General features: G+C 39.0%; 23 protein-coding genes. 1 reads left to right on the plus strand and 22 read right to left on the minus strand.

The window, feature by feature from the left end; genetic code table 11:
- Positions 1-65: 65 nt before the first annotated feature.
- From M1F91_RS03165 to M1F91_RS03225, 13 genes are all read right to left on the minus strand, one after another.
- Entirely contained in the window at positions 66-476 is a 411-nt protein-coding gene (locus M1F91_RS03165) for a GNAT family N-acetyltransferase (protein ID WP_247912613.1), read from the minus strand.
- 98 nt (positions 477-574) lie between these two features.
- Positions 575-1,948, minus strand: coding sequence for an amino acid permease (locus tag M1F91_RS03170; RefSeq protein ID WP_247912614.1), 1,374 nt, complete (start codon positions 1,946-1,948; stop codon positions 575-577).
- Positions 1,949-2,030: 82 nt separating this feature from the next.
- Positions 2,031-2,513: a transcription elongation factor GreA gene (gene greA / locus M1F91_RS03175; RefSeq protein ID WP_006148148.1), complete on the minus strand. Its 483-nt coding sequence runs from the start codon at positions 2,511-2,513 to the stop codon at positions 2,031-2,033.
- Positions 2,514-2,587: 74 nt separating this feature from the next.
- The gene (gene mltG, locus M1F91_RS03180; protein ID WP_247912615.1) at positions 2,588-4,255 is read right to left on the minus strand and encodes an endolytic transglycosylase MltG; all 1,668 of its coding nucleotides are present in this window, start codon (positions 4,253-4,255) and stop codon (positions 2,588-2,590) included.
- 82 nt (positions 4,256-4,337) lie between these two features.
- A complete protein-coding gene (locus M1F91_RS03185; RefSeq protein WP_247912616.1) occupies positions 4,338-4,832 on the minus strand; it encodes an N-acetyltransferase in 495 nt (164 codons plus the stop codon).
- Positions 4,829-5,344 (minus strand): GNAT family N-acetyltransferase, encoded by a 516-nt coding sequence (locus tag M1F91_RS03190; protein ID WP_247912617.1) that lies wholly within the window; start codon positions 5,342-5,344, stop codon positions 4,829-4,831. Before M1F91_RS03190 ends, M1F91_RS03185 begins: the two co-directional genes overlap by 4 nt.
- Positions 5,345-5,352: 8 nt before the next feature.
- On the minus strand, positions 5,353-6,687 hold the full coding sequence (gene murC, locus M1F91_RS03195) for a UDP-N-acetylmuramate--L-alanine ligase (protein ID WP_247912618.1): 1,335 nt from the start codon (positions 6,685-6,687) through the stop codon (positions 5,353-5,355).
- Positions 6,688-6,698: 11 nt separating this feature from the next.
- Positions 6,699-7,292 (minus strand): cystathionine gamma-synthase, encoded by a 594-nt coding sequence (locus M1F91_RS03200; RefSeq protein WP_247912619.1) that lies wholly within the window; start codon positions 7,290-7,292, stop codon positions 6,699-6,701.
- A 46-nt stretch (positions 7,293-7,338) separates the two neighbouring features.
- Complete coding sequence (locus M1F91_RS03205; protein ID WP_247912620.1) at positions 7,339-10,437, minus strand: DEAD/DEAH box helicase; 3,099 nt, start codon at positions 10,435-10,437, stop codon at positions 7,339-7,341.
- Positions 10,438-10,528: 91 nt separating this feature from the next.
- Positions 10,529-11,695, minus strand: coding sequence for a MalY/PatB family protein (locus M1F91_RS03210; RefSeq protein ID WP_247912621.1), 1,167 nt, complete (start codon positions 11,693-11,695; stop codon positions 10,529-10,531).
- 4 nt (positions 11,696-11,699) lie between these two features.
- Complete coding sequence (locus M1F91_RS03215) at positions 11,700-12,794, minus strand: cystathionine gamma-synthase (RefSeq protein WP_247912622.1); 1,095 nt, start codon at positions 12,792-12,794, stop codon at positions 11,700-11,702.
- A 142-nt stretch (positions 12,795-12,936) separates the two neighbouring features.
- Positions 12,937-14,895 (minus strand): peptide ABC transporter substrate-binding protein, encoded by a 1,959-nt coding sequence (locus M1F91_RS03220; protein WP_247912623.1) that lies wholly within the window; start codon positions 14,893-14,895, stop codon positions 12,937-12,939.
- 201 nt (positions 14,896-15,096) lie between these two features.
- Entirely contained in the window at positions 15,097-16,719 is a 1,623-nt protein-coding gene (locus M1F91_RS03225) for a polysaccharide biosynthesis protein (RefSeq protein WP_247912624.1), read from the minus strand.
- Between the two features lie 105 nt (positions 16,720-16,824).
- Here M1F91_RS03225 and M1F91_RS03230 point away from each other — a divergent pair, with 105 nt between their 5' ends.
- Positions 16,825-18,270 (plus strand): UDP-N-acetylmuramoyl-L-alanyl-D-glutamate--L-lysine ligase, encoded by a 1,446-nt coding sequence (locus M1F91_RS03230; RefSeq protein WP_247912625.1) that lies wholly within the window; start codon positions 16,825-16,827, stop codon positions 18,268-18,270.
- A 33-nt stretch (positions 18,271-18,303) separates the two neighbouring features.
- Here the strand turns inward: M1F91_RS03230 and M1F91_RS03235 are convergent, their stop codons facing one another.
- The 9 genes from M1F91_RS03235 to M1F91_RS03275 form a co-directional block, all read right to left on the minus strand.
- Positions 18,304-18,954: a DUF1803 domain-containing protein gene (locus M1F91_RS03235; protein WP_247912626.1), complete on the minus strand. Its 651-nt coding sequence runs from the start codon at positions 18,952-18,954 to the stop codon at positions 18,304-18,306.
- Positions 18,938-19,450 (minus strand): YiiX/YebB-like N1pC/P60 family cysteine hydrolase, encoded by a 513-nt coding sequence (locus M1F91_RS03240; RefSeq protein ID WP_247912627.1) that lies wholly within the window; start codon positions 19,448-19,450, stop codon positions 18,938-18,940. Before M1F91_RS03240 ends, M1F91_RS03235 begins: the two co-directional genes overlap by 17 nt.
- A gap of 63 nt (positions 19,451-19,513) precedes the next feature.
- On the minus strand, positions 19,514-20,449 hold the full coding sequence (locus M1F91_RS03245) for a manganese-dependent inorganic pyrophosphatase (protein ID WP_247912628.1): 936 nt from the start codon (positions 20,447-20,449) through the stop codon (positions 19,514-19,516).
- A gap of 84 nt (positions 20,450-20,533) precedes the next feature.
- Complete coding sequence (locus tag M1F91_RS03250) at positions 20,534-20,818, minus strand: GIY-YIG nuclease family protein (RefSeq protein WP_247912629.1); 285 nt, start codon at positions 20,816-20,818, stop codon at positions 20,534-20,536.
- The gene (locus M1F91_RS03255) at positions 20,808-21,557 is read right to left on the minus strand and encodes a tRNA1(Val) (adenine(37)-N6)-methyltransferase (protein ID WP_247912630.1); all 750 of its coding nucleotides are present in this window, start codon (positions 21,555-21,557) and stop codon (positions 20,808-20,810) included. Before M1F91_RS03255 ends, M1F91_RS03250 begins: the two co-directional genes overlap by 11 nt.
- A 49-nt stretch (positions 21,558-21,606) precedes the next feature.
- The gene (locus M1F91_RS03260) at positions 21,607-21,969 is read right to left on the minus strand and encodes a S1 RNA-binding domain-containing protein (RefSeq protein WP_004252382.1); all 363 of its coding nucleotides are present in this window, start codon (positions 21,967-21,969) and stop codon (positions 21,607-21,609) included.
- A gap of 1 nt (position 21,970) precedes the next feature.
- A complete protein-coding gene (locus M1F91_RS03265; protein WP_247912631.1) occupies positions 21,971-23,371 on the minus strand; it encodes a bifunctional Cof-type HAD-IIB family hydrolase/peptidylprolyl isomerase in 1,401 nt (466 codons plus the stop codon).
- A gap of 80 nt (positions 23,372-23,451) precedes the next feature.
- Positions 23,452-23,955 carry a GNAT family N-acetyltransferase gene (locus M1F91_RS03270; protein ID WP_247912889.1) on the minus strand — a complete coding sequence of 168 codons (504 nt, stop codon included), beginning with the start codon at positions 23,953-23,955 and terminating at the stop codon, positions 23,452-23,454.
- A gap of 104 nt (positions 23,956-24,059) precedes the next feature.
- Positions 24,060-25,163 (minus strand): glycosyl hydrolase family 8, encoded by a 1,104-nt coding sequence (locus M1F91_RS03275; protein WP_247912632.1) that lies wholly within the window; start codon positions 25,161-25,163, stop codon positions 24,060-24,062.

Genomic DNA, 25,163 nt, shown 5'->3' on the forward strand with positions numbered 1-25,163 from the left:
TCTGTCATTTTGTGAGATTTATTTTTAAAAAAACTCTACCACCGAAATGATAGAGAGTTTTCTGTTTACAAATCTTTTTGGTAATAGTATCTTTGTCCAGTGTAAGGATAATCTTTTAAGGTAAAGACTTCCTTGTAGCCCTGCTTTTGATAAAAGGCTGGCGCTTGAAACTGATAGGTATTCACAAAAGCAAAGCGACAATTTCTCATTTTAGCTTCACTCTCTGCTCGCTGCAATAGTTGGGAACCAACTCCTTGTCCTCGCAAGTCCTCCTTCACAAACAAATACTCAATTTCTAACCAATTCCCGAAAGTCTCTGCTACTAAACCAGCCATGATTTCACCATGTTCATCTTCGACATAAATGTTTAGTGGTTCACTTTCAGCAACTTCTCTTTTGGAACGATTATAGGAGCGAATCAAGTCTCCTATAATTTGCGATTTCTGAGACTCTGTATTTTCCAATCTTACCTGCATCCAAACCTCCTCGAAGATACTTATAGCTTGATTATAGTCTTATTACCAAGAGCTGTCAAACTAGAAAACTCATCAACCAGAGTTGATGAGCTTCTGACTTATTTTCTAAATTTCCATTGGCTATAAATACCAAAAGCAACAATCCAGATAGCTGAACCTCTGGCTCCCATTACAGTTGATTCTTGTAAAAAGAGAGTTCCGAATACAAAGATAAAGAAGAGCATAGTCAGAGGATTTAGCAAGCGATATTGGGGCATGAGATAGCCATCTGCCATAAAGTCTTTTGACTTGCGATACTTAAGATGGGCCACCATGATTAAGATGTAGATGGCGATATAAACACCTGATGAAGAAGCCGTAATCAAAGCAAAGGCATCTGATACGCCAGGAAGTACATTGATGAAGGCTGCAAAACCAATCAATACCGCAGAAGCAATGATAGCATTCTGAGGAACGTTGTGGCGTGAAAGTGTATCTGCCTTAATAGCTTTCAAGAAACGATTTGGTGAATCATGGGCAATTTGGTACAAGTGACGACCTGTTGAGTAAAGGGTTGAATTCAAGGCTGACGCAGCGGAAGTCAAAACAACAAAGTTAATCAAGGCTGCTGCCCACTTAAGACCAACAAGTTCAAATACCGTTACAAATGGTGAATCCGTCGCAGAAAGCTCACGCCAAGGAATAATAGACATGATTGCAAGTAAAGCCCCACCGTAGAAGAAGATAATTCGCAAAGGAATTTCCTTAACCGCCTTAGGCAAGACTTTTCGAGGATCTTTGGTTTCAGATGTTGTAACGCCAATAAATTCAATCATCAAGTAAGCAAAGAAAACCATTTGAAAGGCCATGACAAAATTCATTCCTCCATTTGGGAAAAGGGAGAATTGCTCACTAATATTGGCGAGACTTGCTAATCCATAAGGAGTTTCAAAGCCGGTCAAGACCATAAAAATACCCGTCGCAATCATGGCAAGAATAGCAACGATTTTAATCATGGCAAACCAAAATTCCACTTCACCAAATATTTTAACTGCAATCAGATTAACCAATCCTAAAATTGTTAAAAAGACAACCTGAATCAACCAAGATGGCCAAGACGGAAACCAAAACTGAACATAGTGAGCGATTGCAGTAATTTCAGCCATACCAATAAAGACTACTGATAACCAATAAGACCAAACCGAGAAATATCCCCAGCCCTTTCCAAGATAGCGAGTAATAAAATTGATAAAGGTGTGTTGCTCTGGGTCTTGATACAACATTTCACCGATAGCACGCATCATGAGATACATGAAGCCACCTGTAATCATATAGACCAAGACAATCGAAGGTCCTGTTAAACTAATCGAGCGACCTGCTCCGAGAAATAATCCTGTCCCGATTGTACCAGCAATGGCCATAACCTGAACATGGCGATTGGTTAGGCCACGCTCCATTTTACTTTTCTTTTTGTGCTTTTTTTCTGAATTCATCTAGTCTCCTTAAGTTTTTAAAAAATAAGAAAAGGAGTGATAGAAAACGCTTTCCCTAAATCCACTCCTTCTTTTTATCCTATTAAGCGGTTTTTTCAACCTTTAAGATTTTAACATCATAGCTTCCAGCAGGTGTTTCGATTGTAACAACATCACCTTTTTTCTTACCAATCAATGCTTGACCAATTGGGCTTTCATTTGACACTTTTCCTGCAAAAGCATCTGCTCCAGCTGAACCAACGATAATGTATACTTCCTTTTCGTCTTCTCCAACTTCTTGGATTGTTACAGTTTTTCCGATAGCAACTTCATTTTTTGCAACGGCATCGCTGTTAACGATTTCTGCGTAACGAATCTTAGTTTCTAGACTTGAGATTTGTCCCTCAACGAAGGCTTGCTCATCCTTAGCTGCTTCATACTCACTGTTCTCTGACAAATCACCATATGAACGAGCAATCTTGATACGTTCTACAACTTCTGGACGACGTACTAGTTTCAATTCTTCTAATTCTTTTTCGAGTTTTTCCTTTTCTTCCAAGGTCATTGGATATGTTTTTTCTACCATTTTTCTCAACTTTCTTTTGATTGAATTAATAAATATATGCTTTAAAGCAAAATTATGTGGAAAACCACATAATTTTAGTTTGTGCTATTTGATTGAGGTAATTTACTATTGATATGTTCTTGAACGTTACGATCATGTTCTTCTAGTGTTGTTGCATAGTAAACTTTACCATCTTGAACATTGGCTACAAAATAAAGATATTCACTCTTTGTCTGATTGATACTTGATTCGATAGCATCTAAGCTTGGGCTATCAACTGGACCAGGCATTAGACCTACTTTTGTATAGACATTGTATGGTGAATTAATAGATGTATCAATGGCTGCATCATCAGAGAGACTGATGTTTTGACCAAGTTTGCCTTCTGCGTAAAGGATAGCAATATTACTTTGAAGTGGCATACCGAGGTTTAAGCGGTTATAGAAGATTCCTGCAATCAGCTTACGATCTTCTGTTTTTGCACCTTCTTTCTCAACAAGTGATGCAATTGTTAAGAGCTCATTTACGGTCAAGTTCTTTTCTTTGATAGCAGCATAGTGTGAAGAAAGGTTCTTATCCATAGCTGCAAGCATTGAATCAATTAAACTTTCAACAGTTGTACTTTCTTTGATCGTATAAGTCGCAGGGAAAAGATAACCTTCTAAACGGTAACGAACACCACTATCTTTTGCTGGCAAGCTTTCAAGCAAGTTTGGATATTTGGCAACCTCTTGAGCAATAAAGGTCTCATCTTGGGCCTTAGCCAAGAATGCTTCCGCTGTCAAAGGTTCCTTAAAGTCACCTTGAAGTTGGCCAACAGTTTGAGCAATTTGTTCCAAAGTATAGCCTTCAGGAATAGTCAAGTCTGCAAGAGCAACTTCCTGAGGTTCAGGTGTACCACCCTTTTGCAACTCTTTAATGACATCTTCAACACTCATACTCTTTTGCAAGTTGTAATAACCAGACTTCAATCCAGTGTAGTTTTTATACTTGGCATAAAGTGTAAAGACCAAACCGTTCTTAATAACACCAGATTTTTCCAAAACTGAGCCAATTTCTTGAGTATTAGCACCATCTGGAATCTGAACTGACATATATTGTTTAGAACTTGGATCTACTGGTTGTAGAGCTGATTCAGCATAGCGTAGGCCAAAGAATCCACCAGCACCAATTAGAATCAATAATACCAAAACTGTTACTAAAAATCCTTTTAAGCGGGATTTCTTCTTTTTCTTGGCTGGTTTCACAGTCTCTCTCCGACTTCTTCTAGGAAGGTCTGCTTCTTCAGTAGCTTCTTGATTTGTCAATTCTTCATTGTGTGACGCAAGGTTTACTGTTTCTTTTTCTGGAACAGTATCAAATGCACGATAAGAAACTGAAACTCTAGTTGGAATTGAATTATTCTCTTCTTTTTCCGGAATTGATTGAGATGACTCAACTACTTCTTCTCGTACTGCTTCTGGAATTTCTTCTTGTACTTCCTCTGCAGCTTCTTCTGGAACTTCTTCTACAAGAACAGGACGCTCAGGAACAGTTGGGGCATTATCAATCAATTGATCAACAGCTGCAACTGATTTTGCAATCAACTCCTCTTCCGAAATACTTGGTTCCTTTTTTTCTGAAGTTGCTTCAGAAGGTTTTGCTAAAGTTGAAAAAAGATCATCCGTTTGTTCAACTTCATTTGCCTCTTTTTTTAGTCGTTCTAAATCTCGCAAAATTTGCTCTTTAAAACTCAACTTTTCTTCATTTGAATTTTCGCTCAAAGGTATTTACCTCCTTGTTGATAATCCTTAATATTATATCTTAAAAACTAAAGAAAAGCAACCTTAGAAGCCTTTCTACTCACTAATTCTTGTTTTCCCAGACCATATCATACCATTCTTCTCCCGCAAATTGGGACTTAGACTTTCCTTCATTGACAAAACCATGCTTCTCATAGTATTCAATAAGGTAGTCATGACAGGTCAGATTGATCCCCTCTCGTTCATGCTTAAGAGCCACTTCTTTCAATGCGGTCAGGAGTTTTTTTCCTAGTCCTAGAGATTGAGCTTTTTTTGCTATAGAAAGACAAGTCACAGAAATATAACCACCTTCCTTATGACTGTGGTCTTTTATTTCTTCAGTGAAAGACTGGTCTTGTAAATAACGATGAGGGATTACCGGACCTTCGATATAACCAAGTATCTCTCCATCTTTTTCAGCCACTAGAAAGCTCGTTTTTATTTCCTTTAAATGTGCTTCAAAGACAGATTGAGGTATGGCTTCTTCAATAGAAAAATTCTCTAATTCAATCTCTAAAATACGGTCTAAATCACTCAGTCTAGCTTGTCGAATAATCATAGTTCCTCCTGATAAAAGGGATTCTTCCAGCACATGAGAAAATTAACTTCATTTCCGACTCCCAGATCTACTATTCCTTGCTCTATAAATTCATTCATCTCAAAATAAGACAGCAATTCATCTTTACAGACCAGATAAATAGCTGGACTATTTTGTTGAAGAGCAACTTGTTTCATGGCTGCAAGCAACAAGGTTCCAAATCCTTGCCCTTGATAATTCGGATGAACAGATAAAGCATCAATAACAAGATTTTCATTACTAATAGCTTCTACATCTGCCATCTCTGCTATCCATCTATTTACTGAGGACATAGCAAAATCTGTCGCTAAAATATAAGCAATCACCTGATCATCTAAACTAGCTAAGAGAAACGTATCCGCAAAATTACGGATACGTTCTTCTATTATTTCTCTATTAAATGTTTCTTGGAAGTTTTGAGTACTCTCCTGTATCAAGCAAACCTGCTCGATATCAGATTGCTGAACTTCCCTTATTTTAATTGGAAATTCCATGGTGTTCCTTACTGAACATTACTTGTCAAATTTGACAAGAGACGTTCGAATGAGTATTCATATGATTGAATGTCACCTGCTCCCATAAAGACGTATACAGCATTGTCATGGTCTAAGAGCGGAGACACATTTTCAACAGTGATAACTTGATGTTTTTTATCAATTTTAGCTGCTAAATCCTCAACCTTAACATCACCATGGTCAACTTCACGAGCAGATCCATAGATTTGTGCTAGGTAAACTGCGTCAGCCTGATTCAAGGCTTGTGCAAAATCATCCAACAAAGCAATTGTACGAGTAAAAGTATGCGGTTGGAAAATAGCAACGATTTCCTTGCTTGGGTATTTTTGACGTGCAGCATCTAGAGTTGCAATGATTTCAGTTGGGTGATGCGCAAAATCATCGATGATAACAGTATCATTGACAATCTTTTCTGTAAAGCGACGTTTAACACCTCCAAAAGTATTCAAGTGTTCACGTACCAAATCCAAGTCAAAGCCAGCAGTATAAAGCAAACCAATTACTGCTGTTGCATTCATGATGTTGTGGCGACCAAAAGTTGGAATGTGGAATTGACCCAACTCTTGTCCACGGAAGTGAACTGTAAAGGTTGAACCTGTAGTAGAACGAAGTAAATCACTAGCTACAAAGTCATTGTTGTCTGCTTCAAAACCGTAATAATAGATTGGGGCATTTGCCGTAATCTTACGCAACTCAGCATCTTCACCATAGACAAACAAACCTTTGGTGATTTGTTTAGCATAATCATTAAAGGCGTTGAAGACATCCTCTAAGCTTGTGAAATAGTCTGGATGGTCAAAGTCGATATTAGTAATAATAGAGTATTCTGGGTGATATGGCATGAAATGACGTTCGTACTCGTCTGATTCGAAGACAAAATACTTAGCATTTTCAGAACCACGACCTGTACCATCTCCAATTAGATAGCTTGTATCAGTGATGTGTGACAAAACATGAGAAAGCATACCTGTTGTTGAAGTCTTACCGTGTGCTCCAGCAACTCCCATGCTGATAAAGTCACGCATAAAGCTACCAAGAAACTCATGATAACGTTTATAGCTTAGTCCATTCTTATCTGCATAGGCAATTTCAACATTGTTGTCTGGACGAAAGGCGTTCCCAGCGATGATTTCTATATCCCCTTGAAGATTCTTCTCATCAAAAGGCAAAATTTTGATACCTGCTTGCTCCAATCCACGTTGTGTAAAGTAGTATTTCTCTACATCAGATCCTTGGACCTTATGCCCCATTTGGTGCAACATCAAGGCCAAGGCACTCATTCCTGATCCTTTAATTCCGATAAAATGATAGGTTTTTGCCATCTTTTTCCCCTTTACTCTGTCATATTTGTCAAGTTCAACTCTTGAGCAATTTTACGTTCTTTTTCTGATTGATTTTCTTTTTTGTTATAAATTTGGCTTTTCTTTAAAAAATCATAATTATTTTTCTTTGGTCCAAGATGCTCTTCTTTAGTTGTCTGTTGCATCTGAGGAGCCATTTCAGCCAAAATATAATGGTTCTGAGTTAGTTTGTCACTAAATTTTGCTAGTTCCCCAGGATTTTCCTTTTGGAATGGAGCTGTTGGCTGATTTGCCTGTCTTACTACATTATTTGAAGGTTTATGACGTTTTGCAAAACTAACATCTTGCGTCAAATACTTTGCTGAACGTTTACGTTTCAAATCAGCTCTAGCTTCCTCACGAGCAAGTTCAGCGTAAGATTTTTCCTTTTGCTCAGTCAGTTTCTCTGGCGCCTTAGTCGGTGACTTTTTTTCAGTAGTAATTGGCGACCATTCCAAGTAGTTTTTATCTTGGTAGTCCCCTTTAATATTACTAATCAAATCCGACTCATCATATAAATCCATAAATGGCATCTCTGTCAGCATGATCTCATCATCTGACACTATTGGAAATCGTACTTGTTTCATTTTTATTCCCTTTCAATACTCCATTATAACGTAAAGTCTTGATTTTTCAAGTCTTGGCTTCAGAAATTCCTAATATTTCTTGAATTTCAGTAAGTGTGAGACTTCCACGAGACTCTGTTCCATCCAATACTTCTGAGACCAGATTCTTTTTCTCTTCCTGCAACTCTTGAATCTTCTCCTCAATTGTGCCTCTAGTTACCAGACGATAAACCTCAACAGCTTGGTCTTGTCCCATACGGTGGGCCCGGCCAATAGCCTGCGATTCAACAGCTGGATTCCACCATAAATCTACCAGAATAACTGTATCCGCACCAGTAAGGTTGAGACCAACTCCACCAGCTTTTAGAGAAATCAAAAACACATCGCGCTCACCTTGGTTAAAAGCCTTGGTCATTTCTTGACGCTCCTGTGATGGTGTAGAGCCAGTAATCTTAAAGGAAGTTAAGCCAAGCTGAGGCAACTCCTTTTCGATGCGATCAAGCATTCCCCTAAATTGAGAGAAGATGAGTACACGATGATTTCCCTCAGCAATTTGACTTAGCAGATCTCGTAAACTATCAAGCTTCCCACTATCTCCCTTATAATCCTCCATAAATAGAGCTGGAGTATCACAAATCTGGCGAAGACGCATGAGTCCTGTTAAAATTTCAACTCGATTTCGTTGAAATTCTGCATCGGTCACTTGTCCCAAACGCTCTTGCATCTGTTGAAGTTGGGCTAGATAGATGGCCTTTTGCTGATCTTCCAGTTCATTTTTATAAACGACTTCTATCAGATCAGGTAACTCTGTAAGAACATCCTCTTTTTTTCGACGCATGACAAATGGTTTGATAAACTGTGCCACTCTCTCAGCAGGCAATTTCATAAAGTCTTTTTTTGCCGGCAAAAGTCCTGGCAATACAATCTGAAAGATAGACCATAATTCCCCTAGATTATTTTCAATTGGTGTTCCGGAAAGAGCAAAAACTGATGGAACCACAAACTTTCTCAAAATCTTAGCAATTTTGGTTTGGGCATTTTTCATCACCTGGGCTTCATCTAGAAATAGAAAATCAAAAGATAAATTTCGATAGATTTCACTATCCTGACGGAAAGTGGCATAACTGGTCACATAGACCTGATGTTTTTCTGCTAAAATAGTCTCGCGATAAGGTTTCAATCCATGTACGACAGCCACATCCAAATTCGGTGCAAATTTTTTAAATTCATCAGCCCAATTATAGATGAGACCAGATGGAGCAAGAATCAAGACACGGCTATTTTCCTGAAGTTGGCTACTTAAAAAGGCGATGGCTTGTAAGGTTTTTCCAAGTCCCATATCATCAGCTAAAATTCCACCAAATCCATAATGGTCTAACATCTGAAGCCATTGAATCCCTTTTTTCTGATAATCCCTGAGTTGGGCTCGAATATCTAGGGACTTCATCGGAAAATCCTCTGGATGCGTTAAATGATGCGCCAAATGACGAAATTCATCAGTAAAAGTAACTTGATCCTGGTCCTTAAACAGATGAGATAAGGTATAAGCCAAAGACTTGCGAGCCTGGAAAGCAGTACTCTCTATCTCATCAATTCCTAATTCCTCTAAATCTTGTCGAATACGTTTTGTCTGTTCATCAAAATAATAGACCTGATCAGACGAGCTAATATAATAGTCCTGCTTGGCAACGAGAGCTTTCATTGCTCGATTGATTTCTTCTTGGTCTATATCCTGAAAATCAAATTGAATTTCTAAAAGACTTCCCTTAGATGATATCTGAACTTGAGGTTTTTGAATCTGATAAAGATCTTGCATGCTCTCTGAAATCTTTAATTCTCCAAGCGCTGCAAATGCTGGTAAAACTTCCTGAAAGAAAACATGGACTGCTTCAGCTTTCAAACTTTGACGCCACGAACGAAAATCCGCTTCAAACCCAGCAGATAAGGCCAACTGGAAAATCTGTTTTTCCAATTGAATGTCACTAGCAAAAGGAAGTTTCTCTAGTTCATTACGATTGGTTACTAGGCAAGTTTCATATTGAAATTGCATATCTAATCGAATAGAACCATCCTCTTCACGATCCATGTAAAAAGACGGACGGAAGGATTGGATTTGTAGTGAATCAGGAGCCTCTACTTTTCCTATGCATTTAAACTGTGACAAGGTCGAAGCTAAAAGATCTCGATCACGAGTATCAAACTGTAAGATTTTTTTGCCACCATTGTCTAAAGGAACTTTTCTAAGCGCATCTAATAAACTAGCCTGTTTTTTCGTCATCAGGAAAAAATTCCCCTTGTAGAATAATACTTGTCCCCTGTAAAAGAAATTAAGCCCTGTCTGTTCGAAAATCTCCATTTCAAAATAGTTGGATTTTTCTTCAATTCTAAATGAAAACAAACTTGCTTGGCCATCAAAGTCTTGGAAGAGAAGACGATGATAACTCGAAAGTTGGTGGTCAAACTGAAAGGCTTCTAATCCCATCAGTAGACTAGCCCCCTGCTCAAAAAAGGTTTTAGGGAAATAGAGATGTCGCCCTTGATTTTGGAAAAAAATAGAATTGTCTGTTTTCTCCTCAACTAATCCAAGTAAAAAATTCAAAACTTCTTGACTGGCTTTATCAAATTGTTCAAGTCTTAATGAAGTCTCATAATGCTTTCCTATCATGTAAGGTTTGGAAAACTCTATGACTTTTAAGAAAAGAGGGATATCCCTAATCACATAAAATTTGTCTTGCTGAGCAAGGCCAATTCTTAAAGTCCAAATAATGCGATTGGTTCCTGTTTCCACCTGCCCTTGAGCAGAAAGCCGATAGATGTTGGATTGACGCGGAACTTGGATAGACTTCAAGAATTCTCCTCCGAAAGTCACCTGTGTCTCAACAGTCTCCTTCTCTTCCTGATTAGCCTCCAGATTGAGTAAGATTTCCTGTCCTAGCTGGTCATTTTTCAAGTAATATTCTAGAGCTGCTAAATGAACACAGTAACCTCTTTTTTTGAAAAAATCACATGCACAAAAAATCAAGTCATCGTCTAAACTATAACGAATTTCTTCTTCCGCTACACGCGCATAGATGCGATGGTCTTGCTCTTTAATGATTTCAATCTGACCAGTTTCATAGAGTTCCACTCCCTCCATTCGAAGTTTTCCTGGAATCAATTTAGCCATAATTTCCCCTTTACTTTATCTCTTAATTATACCATATTTTCGCCTATGAAAATAGCCTTCTAGGAAGACTTTTCTCCTAAAAGGCTAGTTTTTAAAGATTTGAAAAAGTGGCAATGATTCGTTGGCAGACTTCTTCCAAAATAGATGTCGGCATGGCTACATTTAAGCGAGCGTGGAGGGCTCCTTCTTCACCAAAGTCCAAGCCTCTGTTCAGGATAACTTTGGCTTCGTCTCTTAAAAGCTTTCTTAGCTCTTCATCGCTAATATCATAGGCAGAAAAATCAAGCCAAATGAGATAGGTCCCTTGAGGTTTCATGACCTTGATTTTAGTTTCTTTGCCAAATACATCTACTACATAATTGATGTGTTTCTCAATCAGTTCTTTGAGTTCTGTCAACCAATCTTCACCATATCGATAGGCAGCTTCTGTTGCCAAATATCCCAAACCTGAGATTTCATGTTGATTATTAGCCAGCTGGCGCTTTTGGAAAGCAAGTCTCAACTTAGGATTTTCGATAATAGCGTAGGAATTCTTCGTCCCAGCAATGTTAAAGGTCTTGGTAGCACTGCTTAAAATCAGTGAAAATTCTTTAAAATCTTCATTTACCGTGTTGAATGACTGGTGCTTGTTTCCAAATAGAGCTAAATCTTGGTGAATCTCATCAGATACCAGCAAGACTCCATGTTTTTGACAAAGTCGCCCAATCTTTTCTAAAACTTCTTTATCCCAAACGCGTCCACCAGGATTATGAGGATTACAGAGAACGTAGAGTTTCACATCTTCTCCGACAAAGTCTTTCTCCAATTGATCAAAGTCAATCTCAAAAAGTCCGTCTTTTTCTACTAGAGAGTTGGTGATTAATCGACGATTGTTGAGCTTAATGCTTCGAGCAAAAGGAGGATAAACCGGTGTGTTAATCAGAACTGCTTCACCTTCTTTGGTAAAGGCTTGAATGGCTGTTGAAATAGCTGGCACTACTCCTTCGATAAAGACTAGAGCATCCTTTTCAAAGCGATAACTATGGTGTTTTTCCTCCCAGTTTTGAACGGCTTCAATCAATCCATCACTAGCATAGGTATAGCCATAGACTAATTGCTCAGCATAGTCATGGACAGTCTGACGAATCTCAGGTAAGACTTCAAAGTCCATATCAGCAATCCAGGCCGGCAATACTTGACGGTCAGTCTCTGCTTCTTTCCATTTGTAGGTATGATGTCCAAAACGATTGGGCAAAGTCGTAAAATCATATTTTCCCATAGTCTTATCCTTCCAAGGCTTGACGCAAATCTTCAATCAAGTCCCTTGCATCCTCAATACCAATAGACAAGCGTAAAAGGTCATCTGTTAATCCATAAGAATGACGAACCTCTGCAGGAATGTCTGCATGGGTTTGAGTGGTTGGGTAGGTAATCAGACTTTCTACACCACCCAGACTTTCAGCAAAAGAGAATACTTTCAAAGTGTTTAAGATATGAGGGATACGCTTCTCATCTGCCACTTTAAAGGAAATCATTCCCCCACGCCCTGTATACAAGACTTCTTTGACTGCAGGTGATTGTTCCAAAAAGGCTACAATCTCTTGAGCATTAGCTGTTGAGCGCTCCATACGAAGTGACAATGTTTTAAGACCACGAATCAATTGATAACTATCAAATGGTGACAAAACAGCCCCTGTCGTGTTGAGATTGTAAAAGAGTTTTTCGTACAAATCAGCATTATCTGTCACAACTACACCAGCTAGAACATCATTATGGCCTGCAAGGTATTTTGTCGCTGAATGAAGGACAATATCTGCTCCATCTTCAATTGGACGTTGGTAAATCGGGCTATAGAAGGTATTGTCGACGACAACTTTAGCACCCTTAGCATGAGCTAATTTTGATAATTTTTCAATATTAAATTCCAACATCAAAGGGTTGGTTGGTGTTTCGATATAAAGTACATCCACATCCTTTTCTAGCTCGGCAATTAGCTCTTCTTCTGTGTTGGCATAGGTAAAGCGGAAACGTCCTTCCTGCTCCACTTGATTGAACCAGCGGAAAGAGCCACCGTAAAGGTCACGGACAGCTAAAACCTTGCTTCCTACTGGGAAGACACTAAAGGCTAACACAATCGCAGACATACCTGAACTAGTCGCCAAAGCATACTTGGCTGATTCAATAGCTGCCAAAACTTCCTCTGCCTTGCTACGTGTTGGGTTTTTGGTGCGGGTATAGTCAAATCCAGTTGATTGACCAAATTCTGGGTGCTGATAAGTCGTTGAAAAGTGAATTGGTGTAACCAAAGCTCCTGTTGCCTCATCAGACTTGATCCCTGCTTGTGCTAAAATTGTGTTGATGTGAAATGATTTACTCATACAATACCTCCAAATCTATAGTAACTATTGTACCACTTATTTTGTATCCTTCGTTTTCTTGTTTTCAAGAGCTAGTTATAGTTTCAAACTATATAAAAAACGATAACCTCATTAAAGGTTACCGTTTTTAAATTTAGAGTCATTACTTAACGTGTTTAGCAAAATCTTCTTGGGCTTTTTTATTAGATTCTTCTTTTTCTTTCAGCCATTTTTGTCTAGCTTCTTCATACTCAGCTGTTGTGACAATCTTATCTTGCAATTTCACGTATTTGTAGGATTCAACACCCTTATTACCAGCTTGAGAGAAGGCAGCAGAGAATGGAACTGTTTTTCTCAATGTAGGTGTTCCACCTTTAGAAACGTTTGGAATTGCTAGAGAGCTATCCACCAACCAAGCTTGTGCTTCAGCGTATTTATCATAACGTTTGTTCAAATCTTGTTCAGCATTAGCTTCTTCTAACATCTTAGTATAGACATCCAAACCAACAGCTGTTGCTTTAGCATTGGTTGCTCCTGGTTCCAAACCGAGGTTTTGTAGTGATCCACCACTTGTTAAGCTAAGAGTATCGAGGTAGGTTGATGGGTCTTGGTAGTCTGGTCCCCAACCACCGTTATAAAGGTCATAGTCTTTTTGCGCTGCCGTATTTGCTAGATAACCAATACTATCCATTTCCTCAGTAGTCAGCATTTGAATATCGATAACGACATTATCTGCACCTAGAACAGATTCAATAGACTGTTTGAAAGAACTTGCCTCTAACACCCCCTTCTTAAAGGTTTGGTCAACCGGTAAATCCAGGTGAATTGGGAATTGAACACCTTTGGCTTCCAATTCTTTCTTGGCTTGAGCAAAGACTTCTTTGGCCTTATCGGCATTGTAGTAAGCATCTTGGGCATCAGCGAAGTTCATATTTTGCCATACTTGACCGTAATTGACCATCTTAGAAGCTACGACATCACCAAAATCTTTACCATCAAGTGTTACAAATGATGGTGGAACAAGCAAGTTTCTGATAATCTTAGTTGCTCCATCTTCCCCTTGAGATTGGGCACCATAAGCAGTACGGTCATAGGCAAAGTTGATAGCCTGACGGAATGATTTATTCAAAACTGCTTCTTGTTGGGCTGTCTTTTCAGCATCAGTTGTTTTTGAAGTATGGTTATAAGATTGTCTATCTAGGTTAAAGTTATAATAGTAGGATGTCGCATCTTGCATGCTGTAAATAATATTATCTTTATTCTTTTCCTTAATTCCTTCAAAGCTCGAACTATTTGGATAGAGACGTGCGTAGCTGTAAACTCCTTCCATGAAGTTACGTGCCAAGGCATCTTGGTCGCTTCCATCGTAGTAAGTCAACTTCACTTCATCTACGAATACATTTTTTGCATCCCAGTAATTTGGATTTTTCTTGTATTCCATGACAGATTTAGAAGTGAAAGATTTGAGAATAAATGGACCGTTGTACAAAAGATTTGCTGGATCCACTTTACCGAAATCATCCCCTTTTGAGTTCAAGAAGTCTGCATTTACTGGGAACAGAATAGTCGCAGTTGTTTTTGAGTTCCAGTAAGGTTCTGGGTGAGTCAAGGTATATTGGACAGTTTGGTCATCTATAGCCTTTACACCAACTGTTGAAAAGTCTGTTGTTTTTCCGTTGATATAGTCATCCAAGCCAGCAACAGAGTCTTGAACGAGATAGAGAGCTTCAGATTTTTTATCCGCAGCATACTTCAATCCTGTCACAAAATCTTGTGCTGTAACTGGGGCGTACTCTTCACCATCTGCTGTATACCATTTGGCGTCCTTACGAAGTTTGTAAGTATAAGTCAAACCATCTTGGGATACAGTCCAGTCTTCTGCCAATGAAGGAATGTAGTTCCCGTATTGGTCATTTTCCATCAAACCGTCTACCAAGTTTGTCACAACATCACCTGTTGTTGCACGATTCTCTAAGAGATAGTTTAGACTAGATGGATCGCTACTGTATACATAATTATATGTTTTAGTAGAACTAGCTGAGTTGCTACAAGCCGCCAATAGCAGACCTGCACTTAGGACAACGCCTGCTAGCGTCAGATATTTTGCCTTAGACTTTTTCATAAACAGAACCTCCAAATTTAAATATTTGTATCATTATACAGCTATTGTTTTTTTTAGTCAAGTGATTTTATCTAATTTTTACCAAATTATAGATTTTTTTCTACTAATTTTATATTTTATCCTATTTTTTAAATAAAAAAATGAACAATTTAAACTTTTCCGGATAGAAAAGTTCAAATTATTCATTTTATTTATAAATTTTTATGATAATTTTAATCGTGCTCGTAACTGATTTGCTTTTTCCTGTCCAATAACCTTATCCAAGAGACGAGTATAGAGACACATAACTCCGTAAAGCCCGCCACCGATTGTACCAATTAAGGCGACATATAGGAAACTCCAGAAACGTCCAGTTGGTTGGAAGACAAATCCAATAATCCATTGCAAGAGTCCTACTAGAATAAACATAACTAGAGTCAAAATAGTGACTAAGATTGTTCTCTTCAGAATAATCTTTCGACGCGCGCCTGTAACCTGACAGATATCACGATACATCAAGACGTTCGGAATGATAAGACCGATAGTCGTTGAAATGAGAGGACCATAACTATGGAAAATAGCTATCGATGGTAATTGTAGAACAATCTTAGCAATTGAGCCATAAACAAAATACAAGACCGCCTTACGGTTACGGAACATAGCCTGAAGCATTGGTGACAAGACCATGTACAAGCCTAGAATTGTTGATTGCAAGACCGCAAAGATAAATAAGCCCATAGCCAAGCCATCTGGCTTACCGTAAAAGACTGTATAGAGTGGTTCACCTACCATGACTACTCCAACCGTTGCAGGTAAGAGGAATAGGAAGAGCATGGTGATACTATCTTGAACGAGACGAGAAGCTGCTGGTAAATCCCCCTTGACATAGTTCTCCGTCAAGAGAGGCAAACCAACACTACCAATCGAAACTCCAACCGAAATCAAAATCATAGTAATTTTATTAGGATTGGCAGAGAAATAAGAAAACATGACAATTAAGTCTTCATTACTATAGTTGGTAAACCACTTCATACTATTGATAAAGGTATTTTGGTCCAAGATTTGGAAAAGTTGGATAGCCGAACCAGTCAAGATAAAAGGAATAGCTTCCTTAATCGTATCAACCAAAAGACTCTTACTATCAATCTTATCTCGTGTTTCAAAAACTTTTTGGAGCAACCCTTCCTTATAAAGGAAATAAAGCAAGACTGCAAAACTAGCTACCATTCCCACAAAGGCCGCAAAGGTAGACTGGGTAACTGCTGATATATAATCTTTTGAACCCAGCTTCATGATGATAAAGGTTGCTAAGAGCATCCAGATAACACGAATGACCTGTTCAGCGATTTGGCTCATGGCATAAGGTTTAAGATTATTCATCCCTTGGAAAAATCCACGGATAACACTCATAGACGGGAAAATCAAGACAGCCCAAGCTAGACTCTGCATAATGGGAATCAAATCCTTCCCGACACCCGAAAGATCGGCCAACCAAGGTGCAAAGAGATATAAGATCAAAGCAAAGGCAAGTCCTAATACAATCATAAAGCCTAAGAAGCTTCGAATCAGGGCAAAACTATGCTCTTCCTCATGCATGGTATTGTATTTAGCGACCTGCTTAGCGACCGCCACTGGGATACCTGCTGTCGAAATCAACAAGAACCAAGCATAGATATTATAACCCATGGTAAAAAGTCCATTAGCCTTAGCAGCATATGTTCCCATCCAAATATACCAAGGGATAATGTAAATAGCCCCGAGCAGGCGACTGATAAAGTTACTAGCTGTAAGCCAGGCAGTCCCGCGTAACATCTGGGCCTGCTGATGATTATTTTCGTTAGACATAACTTCCTCATTCATTTTTAATCACTAGGAAATGTTCCTTATCTTCCATTATAAACTTTTCCTTGTTACTTGTAAAATTCAGACTTTCAGTTTACAATAGAAAGTATGATAAAGATTGAAACCGTATTAGATATTTTAAAGAAAGACGATCTCTTCCGTGAGATTATCGACCAAGGACATTACCACTATAATTTTAACGATGTAACTTTTGATAGCATCTGCTACGATAGTCGAAAAGCAAAAGATAATAGCCTCTTTTTTGTAAAAGGAGCTGCTTTTAAGAAGGAATTTCTTCTTTCGGCAATCTCACAAGGACTCGGTTGGTATGTAGCCGAGCAGGATTATGAAGTAGGCATTCCTGTCATCGTTGTTAGCGATATTAAGAAGGCTATGAGTTTGATTGCCATGGAGTTTTATGGCAACCCTCAGGAGAAATTAAAATTACTTGCTTTCACTGGTACTAAAGGAAAAACTACAGCAGCTTACTTCGCTTACAATATCTTAAATCAGCAACATCGTCCAGCTATGTTATCAACTATGAATACGACTTTGGACGGAAAAACTTTCTTCAAGTCTGCTCTGACAACACCTGAAAGCATCGATCTCTTTGATATGATGGCCCAGGCTGTTAAGAATGGAAGAACCCACCTTATTATGGAAGTTTCCAGTCAAGCCTACTTAGTGAAGCGAGTCTACGGCCTCACTTTTGATGTAGGAGTGTTCCTAAATATCAGTCCTGACCATATTGGTCCTATTGAGCATCCAACCTTTGAAGACTACTTCTACCACAAGCGTCTCTTGATGAAAAATAGCCGAGCAGTTGTCATTAATAGCGATATGGACCACTTCTCTGTTCTAAAAGAACAAGTTGAGAACCAAGAGCATGACTTCTACGGTAGCCAATCTGATAACCAAATCGAAAACTCCAAAGCCTTTAGCTTCTCAGCTACTGGTAAATTAGCTGGAGATTATGACATCCAGTTGATTGGACATTTTAACCAAGAAAATGCAGTCGCTGCAGGACTTGCCTGCCTTCGTTTAGGTGCTAGTCTTGAAGACATTAAAAAAGGGATTGCTACTACTCGTGTCCCTGGCCGTATGGAAGTTCTCACTCAGAAAAATGGTGCAAAAGTTTTCATCGACTACGCCCATAATGGTGATAGCTTGAAGAAATTGATCTCAGTCGTTGAAACGCATCAGACTGGAAAGATTGCTTTAGTTCTTGGTTCTACTGGAAACAAGGGAGAAAGCCGTCGCAAGGACTTTGGACTTCTCCTCGATCAACATCCTGAAATTCAAGTATTCCTTACGGCTGACGATCCAAACTATGAAGATCCGATGGCCATTGCTGATGAAATTAGTAGCTACATCCATCGTCCTGTTGAAAAGATTGCTGACCGTGAACAAGCCATTAAGGCTGCGATGTCTGTTACAAGTCAAGAACTAGATGCGGTCATTATCGCTGGCAAAGGAGCTGACTGCTACCAAATCATCCAAGGTAAGAAAGAAGACTATCCTGGAGATGCTGCTGTTGCAGAACGTTATCTATAGTATATTTAAAGAAGGCTAGGAAATATCCTAGCCTTATTTTTTTATAAAAATGAATCGTTCTTTATCAAATTCTACAGCCAACTCATACTTCCCATCTTCATTTTGAACAATGTAGCCTAATAAGACTAGACTATCAACAAAGATATCAGTTCGTTTCTGCATGAGCTGATCTTTTTTGAGGAACTTGAGCAAAAAAGTAGTCATGTACTTGAGAGCATACTCAGGATTGACATCCCCTAAAATTTCATACAGTCTCTGCTGTTCTTCCGTCAGTGGATACTGGAACTTGACCTTGTAGAAGTAATTAGACAAGGTCATCTTTTCCCTTGCAAAATCGGTGTGTTCTTCTAGGATAGCCGCATTGGTTTGATTGCGCAATTCTGTCTTAAAATCTTTCTCCAGGATTTCTTGATAAACAGGACTATCATCGCTCACAAAGACTTCTTGGTCTAGTTCAAGAAATTCTGTAGATTCTAGAAATGGGAGATTGAGAGTGTAGCGTTTATTCTCTCTCAAAATCAAACCCGCTTTAATGTATTCCTCCAAAAACTTATCAACTGGTATCTCTGGAAACTGAGCCTTGATTTCACGGAGGATAACATCATCATGCTGATCAAGATAGTCTACCAAATCTCTAAAGAATGGTTGTCGCGTCAAGCGAGATGGATTAAAAATCTGAATCATGAAGATTCCTTTCTTTACAAACTAAAAGTGGTGATGCTGCTAATTGACTCGGGTTAGTGCCAGGCTGATTCAGAGGTACAGGAAGACCCAACTCTCGATAATAGTCTTTCCAGAAATCACTGATTTCTTGCTCACCATCCCCAAACTTCATGGGAATGGTCTCAAAAATAGGGAGGATTTCTGCTACAAACTGGGAACAATAGAAACCATCTCCATCTGGATAAAAGGAAGCATTGTAGGAAGCCCCTAAGAGACTCTCTGCTCGCTTTTTGACCTCTGCACCATCAATCTGCTCATAGCGATAAAGATCATAGACTTTTCCAGCTTCAAAGAAGTCCTCAGGAGCCTGGGTAAGGACGCCACCTTCCACCGTAGCATGATAGACCTGTCCGTCCAAAAAGATAGCCACGTGACTGTAGTTACCTGTAGAAGCCTGTATAGCATGCCCCATTTCTGTATCTTCTCTCACAAAAATCAGATCGCCATTTTCTAACATCTTTCTCTCCTAGAAAAAAAGGAGTCGAAACTCCTTTTTAACAATGGTTTTTTCCATATATGATTATGCATTAAAGCTTTCAGTCAATTGTGGTACCACTTGTTTCTTACGTGAAACAGCACCTGGAAGGAAAGCGTGGTTGTTTTCAAGTTTGAAGTTGAAAGCTGCTTCTACCTTGTCCATATTAGCACCAAGAGCCAAAATTTCTGAGTTTGAGTTGACGATGTCTGTAATCATCAAGACAAAGTCAGAGTAGCCGTTAGCTGCATTTGCGGCTTGGATGGCTGCTTCGATTTCAGCTTGGCGTTCCAATACTTCAGCAATATCAACTGTATTGACCTGAGCCACACGGACATTGTTTCCATTAAGTTCAAATGTCTTAGCATCGATATCAATCAATTCTTCAGCAGATTTACTTGCCAAGTTGGTCCCAGCCTTGAGCATGGCAAGACCGTATTCTTCCAAGTTCACACCAGCCAATTCAGCCAATTCAGGAGCAATGACTTTATCTGATGGGTGAGTGGTTGGTGATTTCAAAAGAAGGGTATCTGAAATCAAACCTGATAGCATCAAACCTGCGATTTCTTTTGGAACAGCTACACCATGTTCTTTGAACATGCGGTAAACGATAGATGATGCGGATCCAACTGGTTCCAAGCGCATGTAAAGTGGGCTAGCAGTTTCAAAGTTAGCTACACGGTGGTGGTCCACAGCACCATAAACTTCTACTTCAGCGATATCTGATACTGATTGTTGGAATTCATTGTGGTCAGTCAAAATAACTTGTTCCGCACCTTCTGCTTTAGCAGATGTGATCACGCGCGGTGCTTCCACACTAAAATAGTTCAAGACGAAAGCTGTTTCTTCATTTGGAGTTCCAAGAGCCACTGCTTCTGTATCCAAACCGTAAGCTTCTTTTGCAAGATAAGCAAAGGCTACAGATGAACCGATAGCATCTGAATCTGGATTTTGGTGACCAAATACTAGAATCTTAGACATGATAATACCTCGTTTCTTTATTCTCTTTATTGTAGCATTTTTTTCAATTTTTGACAAAATTAAGAGGAGCCAAAGGACTCCTCATTACATATCAAAATCATCGACTAGATTCTTATTTTGACACTCTTTGAGATAATGTTCTTTTTGCATGCGAGTCTTGCGCTTGAAATGAGCTTCAGCAGACATGGCCTCTTCCTTGCTGTCAAAGCCTTCTGCAAAGATAAGTTTTACTGGCAAGCGAGCTCGTGTATATTTGGCTCCTTTACCGCTATTGTGCACGGCAATCCGTTTCTTCACATCTGTTGTATAACCTGTATAGTAGGAACCATCACGGCACTCAACCACATACATATAAGCCTTATGATCCATAGTAAATCTCTTGAATTTCTGGTGTATAGGTCCCATCACTATTATGAACAATGAGTGGTGGTAAAACCTTAAAGCCACTAGTGGAGCCGTCCTTGATAGCTTCAATCAAAAGCATATTAGCTTCCTTCTCCCGTTTAGGATAAACAAATTGCAGACGTTTTGGAGCCAGATTATGCTGTTGGAGCGTAGCTAAGATATCTAATAATCGATCAGGACGATGAACCATTGCCAAACGCCCATTTGATTTGAGAATACTCTGGGCACTACGACATATTTCCTTAAGATTGGTTGTAATTTCATGCCGAGCTAAAAGGTAATGCTCACTTTCGTTCAGATTAGAATTTGGATCCACTTTAAAATAAGGCGGATTGCATAAAATCAAATCAACCTTGCTCCCTTGAATGTGACTAGGCATATTCTTCAAATCACCACAGATGACCTGCATCTGTCCCTCCAGCCCATTTAAACGTACTGAGCGTTCAGCCATATCAGCAAGACGCTCTTGAATCTCTACAGAGAGAATTTTAGCCTTGGTACGACTGCTAGCAAACAGTCCAACAGCTCCATTACCCGCACAGAAATCTACTATCAAACCATTTTTCGGAAAACGAGGAAAGCGTGACAAAAGTACACTATCCACCGAATAGCTGAAAACCTCTCTATTTTGAATAATCTTGATATCTGTAGAGAAGAGTTGATTAATGCGCTCTCCTGTTTTTAATAATTGTTCTTCGTTCATACTTCTATTATAGCAAAATATAATAACATCACAATGATTTGAGGGGATATCAATTACTGTTTTTCTTTAAATGTTCCAAGGCTTCTCGTGTCCAAACAGGCATCATGCGACCAAGCGGCGCGAATCCATGTTTGATGCGATCATTCGAAAAACGTCTCCGTCTAGGAAGTTGATGTTTTTCTTCTTCCAAGGTACGAATGGAAAGGCTAGCCTTCCCTGTATATTCGTCAAAATCTACTACTTGTACCTGGACTTCATCACCGATTTTTAAAACCTCGTAAATATTCTCGATAAATCCTGTCCGAATCTCCGAAATATGAATCAGGCCTGTCACTCCTGTTTCTAACTCAACAAAAGCTCCATAGGGCTGAATCCCAGTAATACGGCCATTTAGCTTATCACCGATTTTCATTTTAGTCCTCAATTTCAATAGTTTCAATTACGACATCTTCAATTGGCTTGTCCATTGCACCTGTTTCGACACCTGCAATTGCATCCAGAACTTCGTAAGAAGCTTCATCCGCAAGTTGACCGAATACAGTATGACGACGGTCTAGGTGAGGAGTTCCACCTTGTTCTGCATAAATCTCAGCAATTGGCTCTGGCCAACCACCACGAGCAATTTCTTTCTTAGAATATGGCAAGTGTTGATTCTGTACGATAAAGAACTGGCTACCGTTTGTATTTGGCCCAGCATTAGCCATAGAAAGGGCTCCACGGACATTGTAAAGTTCTTCTGAAAACTCATCCTCAAATGACTCACCATAGATAGATTCACCACCCATACCAGTTCCAGTTGGGTCTCCACCTTGAATCATAAAATCTTTAATAATACGGTGGAAAATCACACCGTCATAGTAACCATCTTTTGACAGAGCAATAAAGTTGGCTACTGTTTTTGGTGCGTGATCAGGGAAAAGTTTGACACGCATATCCCCATGATTTGTCTTAATAGTCGCAATTGGACCTTCTACTGCTTCAATTTCTACTTGTGGAAAATGTAATTCTTTTTCTACCATACCAAATCCTTCTAAGGCATTAAAAACGCCATCTTCTTCTAATGTTTTTGTAATATAATCTGCTTTTTCTTTGATTTTTTCATGAGAAACACCCATAGCGACACTAATGCCTGCATAATCAAAGAGTTCTAAATCGTTAAGTCCGTCTCCAAAAACCATCACATTTTCAGGTTTAAGACCTAATTGGTCTACCACTTTGGCAACTCCAGCTGCCTTAGAACCAGAAATAGGCACCACATCTGATGAATGTTCATGCCAGCGTACCATACGCAAAGTCGATGCCAAAGTATCAGGCAAGATCAAATCATCACCCTGCTCCTCAAAGGTCCACATCTGATAGATGTCTTCATTTTGGTAAAAATCAGGGTCCACCTCTAAATCAGGATAAATCAGGTCAATCGCCTGGCTAATCATCTCTGTTCGCCTTGATAGTTTAGCAGCATGACTTCCCACCAAACCATAATCAATCCCAACTTCTTTGGTCCAAGTAATATACTCTTCAACCTTATCTTTAGCAATTTTGTTACTATAAATGACATTGCCCTTTTTGTCCTCAATATAAGCACCATTCAAGGTTACAAAGAAATCAGGTTTGAGGGCTTTAATCTCTGGGACGACACCAAAAATGCCTCGACCAGTCGCAATTCCTGTCAAAATTCCTTTCTCACGTAATTGTTTAAAAATCGTTGGAATAGTGCTTGGAATAAAGCCAGTCTTTGAATTTCGTAAAGTATCATCTATATCAAAAAAGATAATCTTAATCTTCTTAGCCTTGTATCTTAACTTGGCATCCATTATAATACCTCCTTCAATTCACTCTTTCCATTATACCATAAAGTAGAGAAATCCCACATCCCCAATAAAATCCTTGTCTCTTACCCGAATTCCTTTACTAGATACAAAACCAAATCATCATTATTTTGGCTAGTTGCATTCATTTCCAAGGGTTGATTTCGATACCAGACACCTGTCCCATCTGGAATGTAGCCCCGTCTGATATATAATCTCTGGGCAGGGCCATAGCCTAAGTGCAAACCTACACCAAGAGTGACCTTACTCGAAACAAACTTGACTCGTTTTTCTGCTTCTTCTAGCAGTTGATTCCCAATCCCTTGATTTCGAAAAGGCTCAAACACATTAAAATCTGATAATTCTGGATAGACTTCTGCAAAAGGACCATGTTTAGCAGAGGGCAAAATGGTAACGTAGCCCGCTACAGCACCATCAATCTCTGCAACTAAGACTTCTCTCCCCCCACTTTCCTGTTCCAGAAAATATCTAGCCAAAATTTCCTCTCTACTAGGCCAACCTTGATTCATAAATCCATGAGATAAGGATTCAATATCAGACTTAATCATATTTCTAATCGTACAATTCATCTTTAACTTACCCACCTTTACTCCTTCTATTGCCATTATAGCACACCAAGGTCAGAAAAAAACACAAAAAAAGAGAACTAGTAAAACTAGTCTCTTTTTATATTTTAGAATAGCTCAAGAGCAATCATAGTAATCATAGTTGCATCATAATAATTATCCAATGGTAAATCTTGCGTAAAAATATATTTATTCTGTTGAAGGAGTTTAAGATTCCCTTCGACAGTATTTGCCGCATAAGTAATTGGAGCTAAGAAACTTCCTGCTTGATATTGATTTAAAGCATGGCCTTGAAGATCATACCCGGCATAGATCCGTTTCTCTTTCATAAAGAAAGCCATCATCTTTTGAACGATTTTCTGACTTCTTTCGTCCCGACTCTGTGCCAAGTGGTAAGGCAAGCGACAAGCGTTATAAGAATAAGCTCCGTCGTATTGAGATTCAATGGTATTAGCATCAGCAACACGCGCACCTGACTTCTCTACCCAGATAAAGTCTGGCAAGAGACCTGTCTCAGATTGAGAACTGATTTGCTCTAGTTGCCCAAGCATTTTATCCTTAATATCGAGCCATTGTTTATCTCCAGTTAGATTATAAAATACTTGGAAATAATGAGGTAGTGTATCAGATGTTCTCATCAAATAGTAAAAATCCGTATTTTTTTTCGCCCAATTTCCTACCTTTAGAACACCAGTATCCTCGTTATAATTGAATCGAAGAATATCAATCAAGATACTTTTGGCTTGACCTTCATATTCCTGAGCCTTATCTGGCCACTGCTTAGCAGCTTCGATCAAGGAATAAGCAATATAGAGATCGCCATCTGTTGCATTATGCTTTTCAACAGTTTCTTGTCCATTCTTGATAACCTGCTTCCAAGACATCAACTGAGTCCCCTCTAGTCGATGGTTTTTATAGTAACGATACAGGCTATCAAAATTCTCTTGATTGGCTTGTCCTTTTTGAGCTGCATAAACTGTCAAGAGCATACCGTAACTCTGAGCTTCTGATAAAACAGTTGTCTCATCACCACTACTAGTCGTACGAACATAAGTTTGATCCCCATTTGAAACGAGGAACTGCTGACTCCATTGATGGTAGATACGATTACGCATTTCGATTTTGCTCCTTCCTCTTGCCAAGAACAAGGTTAGGCAAAAGATTGAAAGGATGAGAACAAACCATACATATTTTAATTTATTCAGTTTCAT

It is taken from the genome of Streptococcus sp. oral taxon 431 (assembly GCF_023110115.1).
Lineage (GTDB): Bacteria > Bacillota > Bacilli > Lactobacillales > Streptococcaceae > Streptococcus.

What these genes read in the sequence shown, in the direction of transcription:
- M1F91_RS03165 (WP_247912613.1), bottom strand. Translation starts at nt 476, where the DNA reads ATGCAGGTAAGATTGGAAAATACAGAGTCTCAGAAATCGCAAATTATA.
- M1F91_RS03170 (WP_247912614.1), bottom strand. Translation starts at nt 1,948, where the DNA reads ATGAATTCAGAAAAAAAGCACAAAAAGAAAAGTAAAATGGAGCGTGGC.
- greA (WP_006148148.1), bottom strand. Translation starts at nt 2,513, where the DNA reads ATGGTAGAAAAAACATATCCAATGACCTTGGAAGAAAAGGAAAAACTC.
- M1F91_RS03185 (WP_247912616.1), bottom strand. Translation starts at nt 4,832, where the DNA reads ATGATTATTCGACAAGCTAGACTGAGTGATTTAGACCGTATTTTAGAG.
- M1F91_RS03190 (WP_247912617.1), bottom strand. Translation starts at nt 5,344, where the DNA reads ATGGAATTTCCAATTAAAATAAGGGAAGTTCAGCAATCTGATATCGAG.
- murC (WP_247912618.1), bottom strand. Translation starts at nt 6,687, where the DNA reads ATGGCAAAAACCTATCATTTTATCGGAATTAAAGGATCAGGAATGAGT.
- M1F91_RS03200 (WP_247912619.1), bottom strand. Translation starts at nt 7,292, where the DNA reads ATGAAACAAGTACGATTTCCAATAGTGTCAGATGATGAGATCATGCTG.
- M1F91_RS03205 (WP_247912620.1), bottom strand. Translation starts at nt 10,437, where the DNA reads ATGGCTAAATTGATTCCAGGAAAACTTCGAATGGAGGGAGTGGAACTC.
- M1F91_RS03210 (WP_247912621.1), bottom strand. Translation starts at nt 11,695, where the DNA reads ATGGGAAAATATGATTTTACGACTTTGCCCAATCGTTTTGGACATCAT.
- M1F91_RS03215 (WP_247912622.1), bottom strand. Translation starts at nt 12,794, where the DNA reads ATGAGTAAATCATTTCACATCAACACAATTTTAGCACAAGCAGGGATC.
- M1F91_RS03220 (WP_247912623.1), bottom strand. Translation starts at nt 14,895, where the DNA reads ATGAAAAAGTCTAAGGCAAAATATCTGACGCTAGCAGGCGTTGTCCTA.
- M1F91_RS03225 (WP_247912624.1), bottom strand. Translation starts at nt 16,719, where the DNA reads ATGTCTAACGAAAATAATCATCAGCAGGCCCAGATGTTACGCGGGACT.
- M1F91_RS03230 (WP_247912625.1), top strand. Translation starts at nt 16,825, where the DNA reads ATGATAAAGATTGAAACCGTATTAGATATTTTAAAGAAAGACGATCTC.
- M1F91_RS03235 (WP_247912626.1), bottom strand. Translation starts at nt 18,954, where the DNA reads ATGATTCAGATTTTTAATCCATCTCGCTTGACGCGACAACCATTCTTT.
- M1F91_RS03240 (WP_247912627.1), bottom strand. Translation starts at nt 19,450, where the DNA reads ATGTTAGAAAATGGCGATCTGATTTTTGTGAGAGAAGATACAGAAATG.
- M1F91_RS03245 (WP_247912628.1), bottom strand. Translation starts at nt 20,449, where the DNA reads ATGTCTAAGATTCTAGTATTTGGTCACCAAAATCCAGATTCAGATGCT.
- M1F91_RS03250 (WP_247912629.1), bottom strand. Translation starts at nt 20,818, where the DNA reads ATGGATCATAAGGCTTATATGTATGTGGTTGAGTGCCGTGATGGTTCC.
- M1F91_RS03255 (WP_247912630.1), bottom strand. Translation starts at nt 21,557, where the DNA reads ATGAACGAAGAACAATTATTAAAAACAGGAGAGCGCATTAATCAACTC.
- M1F91_RS03260 (WP_004252382.1), bottom strand. Translation starts at nt 21,969, where the DNA reads ATGAAAATCGGTGATAAGCTAAATGGCCGTATTACTGGGATTCAGCCC.
- M1F91_RS03265 (WP_247912631.1), bottom strand. Translation starts at nt 23,371, where the DNA reads ATGGATGCCAAGTTAAGATACAAGGCTAAGAAGATTAAGATTATCTTT.
- M1F91_RS03270 (WP_247912889.1), bottom strand. Translation starts at nt 23,955, where the DNA reads ATGAATTGTACGATTAGAAATATGATTAAGTCTGATATTGAATCCTTA.
- M1F91_RS03275 (WP_247912632.1), bottom strand. Translation starts at nt 25,163, where the DNA reads ATGAAACTGAATAAATTAAAATATGTATGGTTTGTTCTCATCCTTTCA.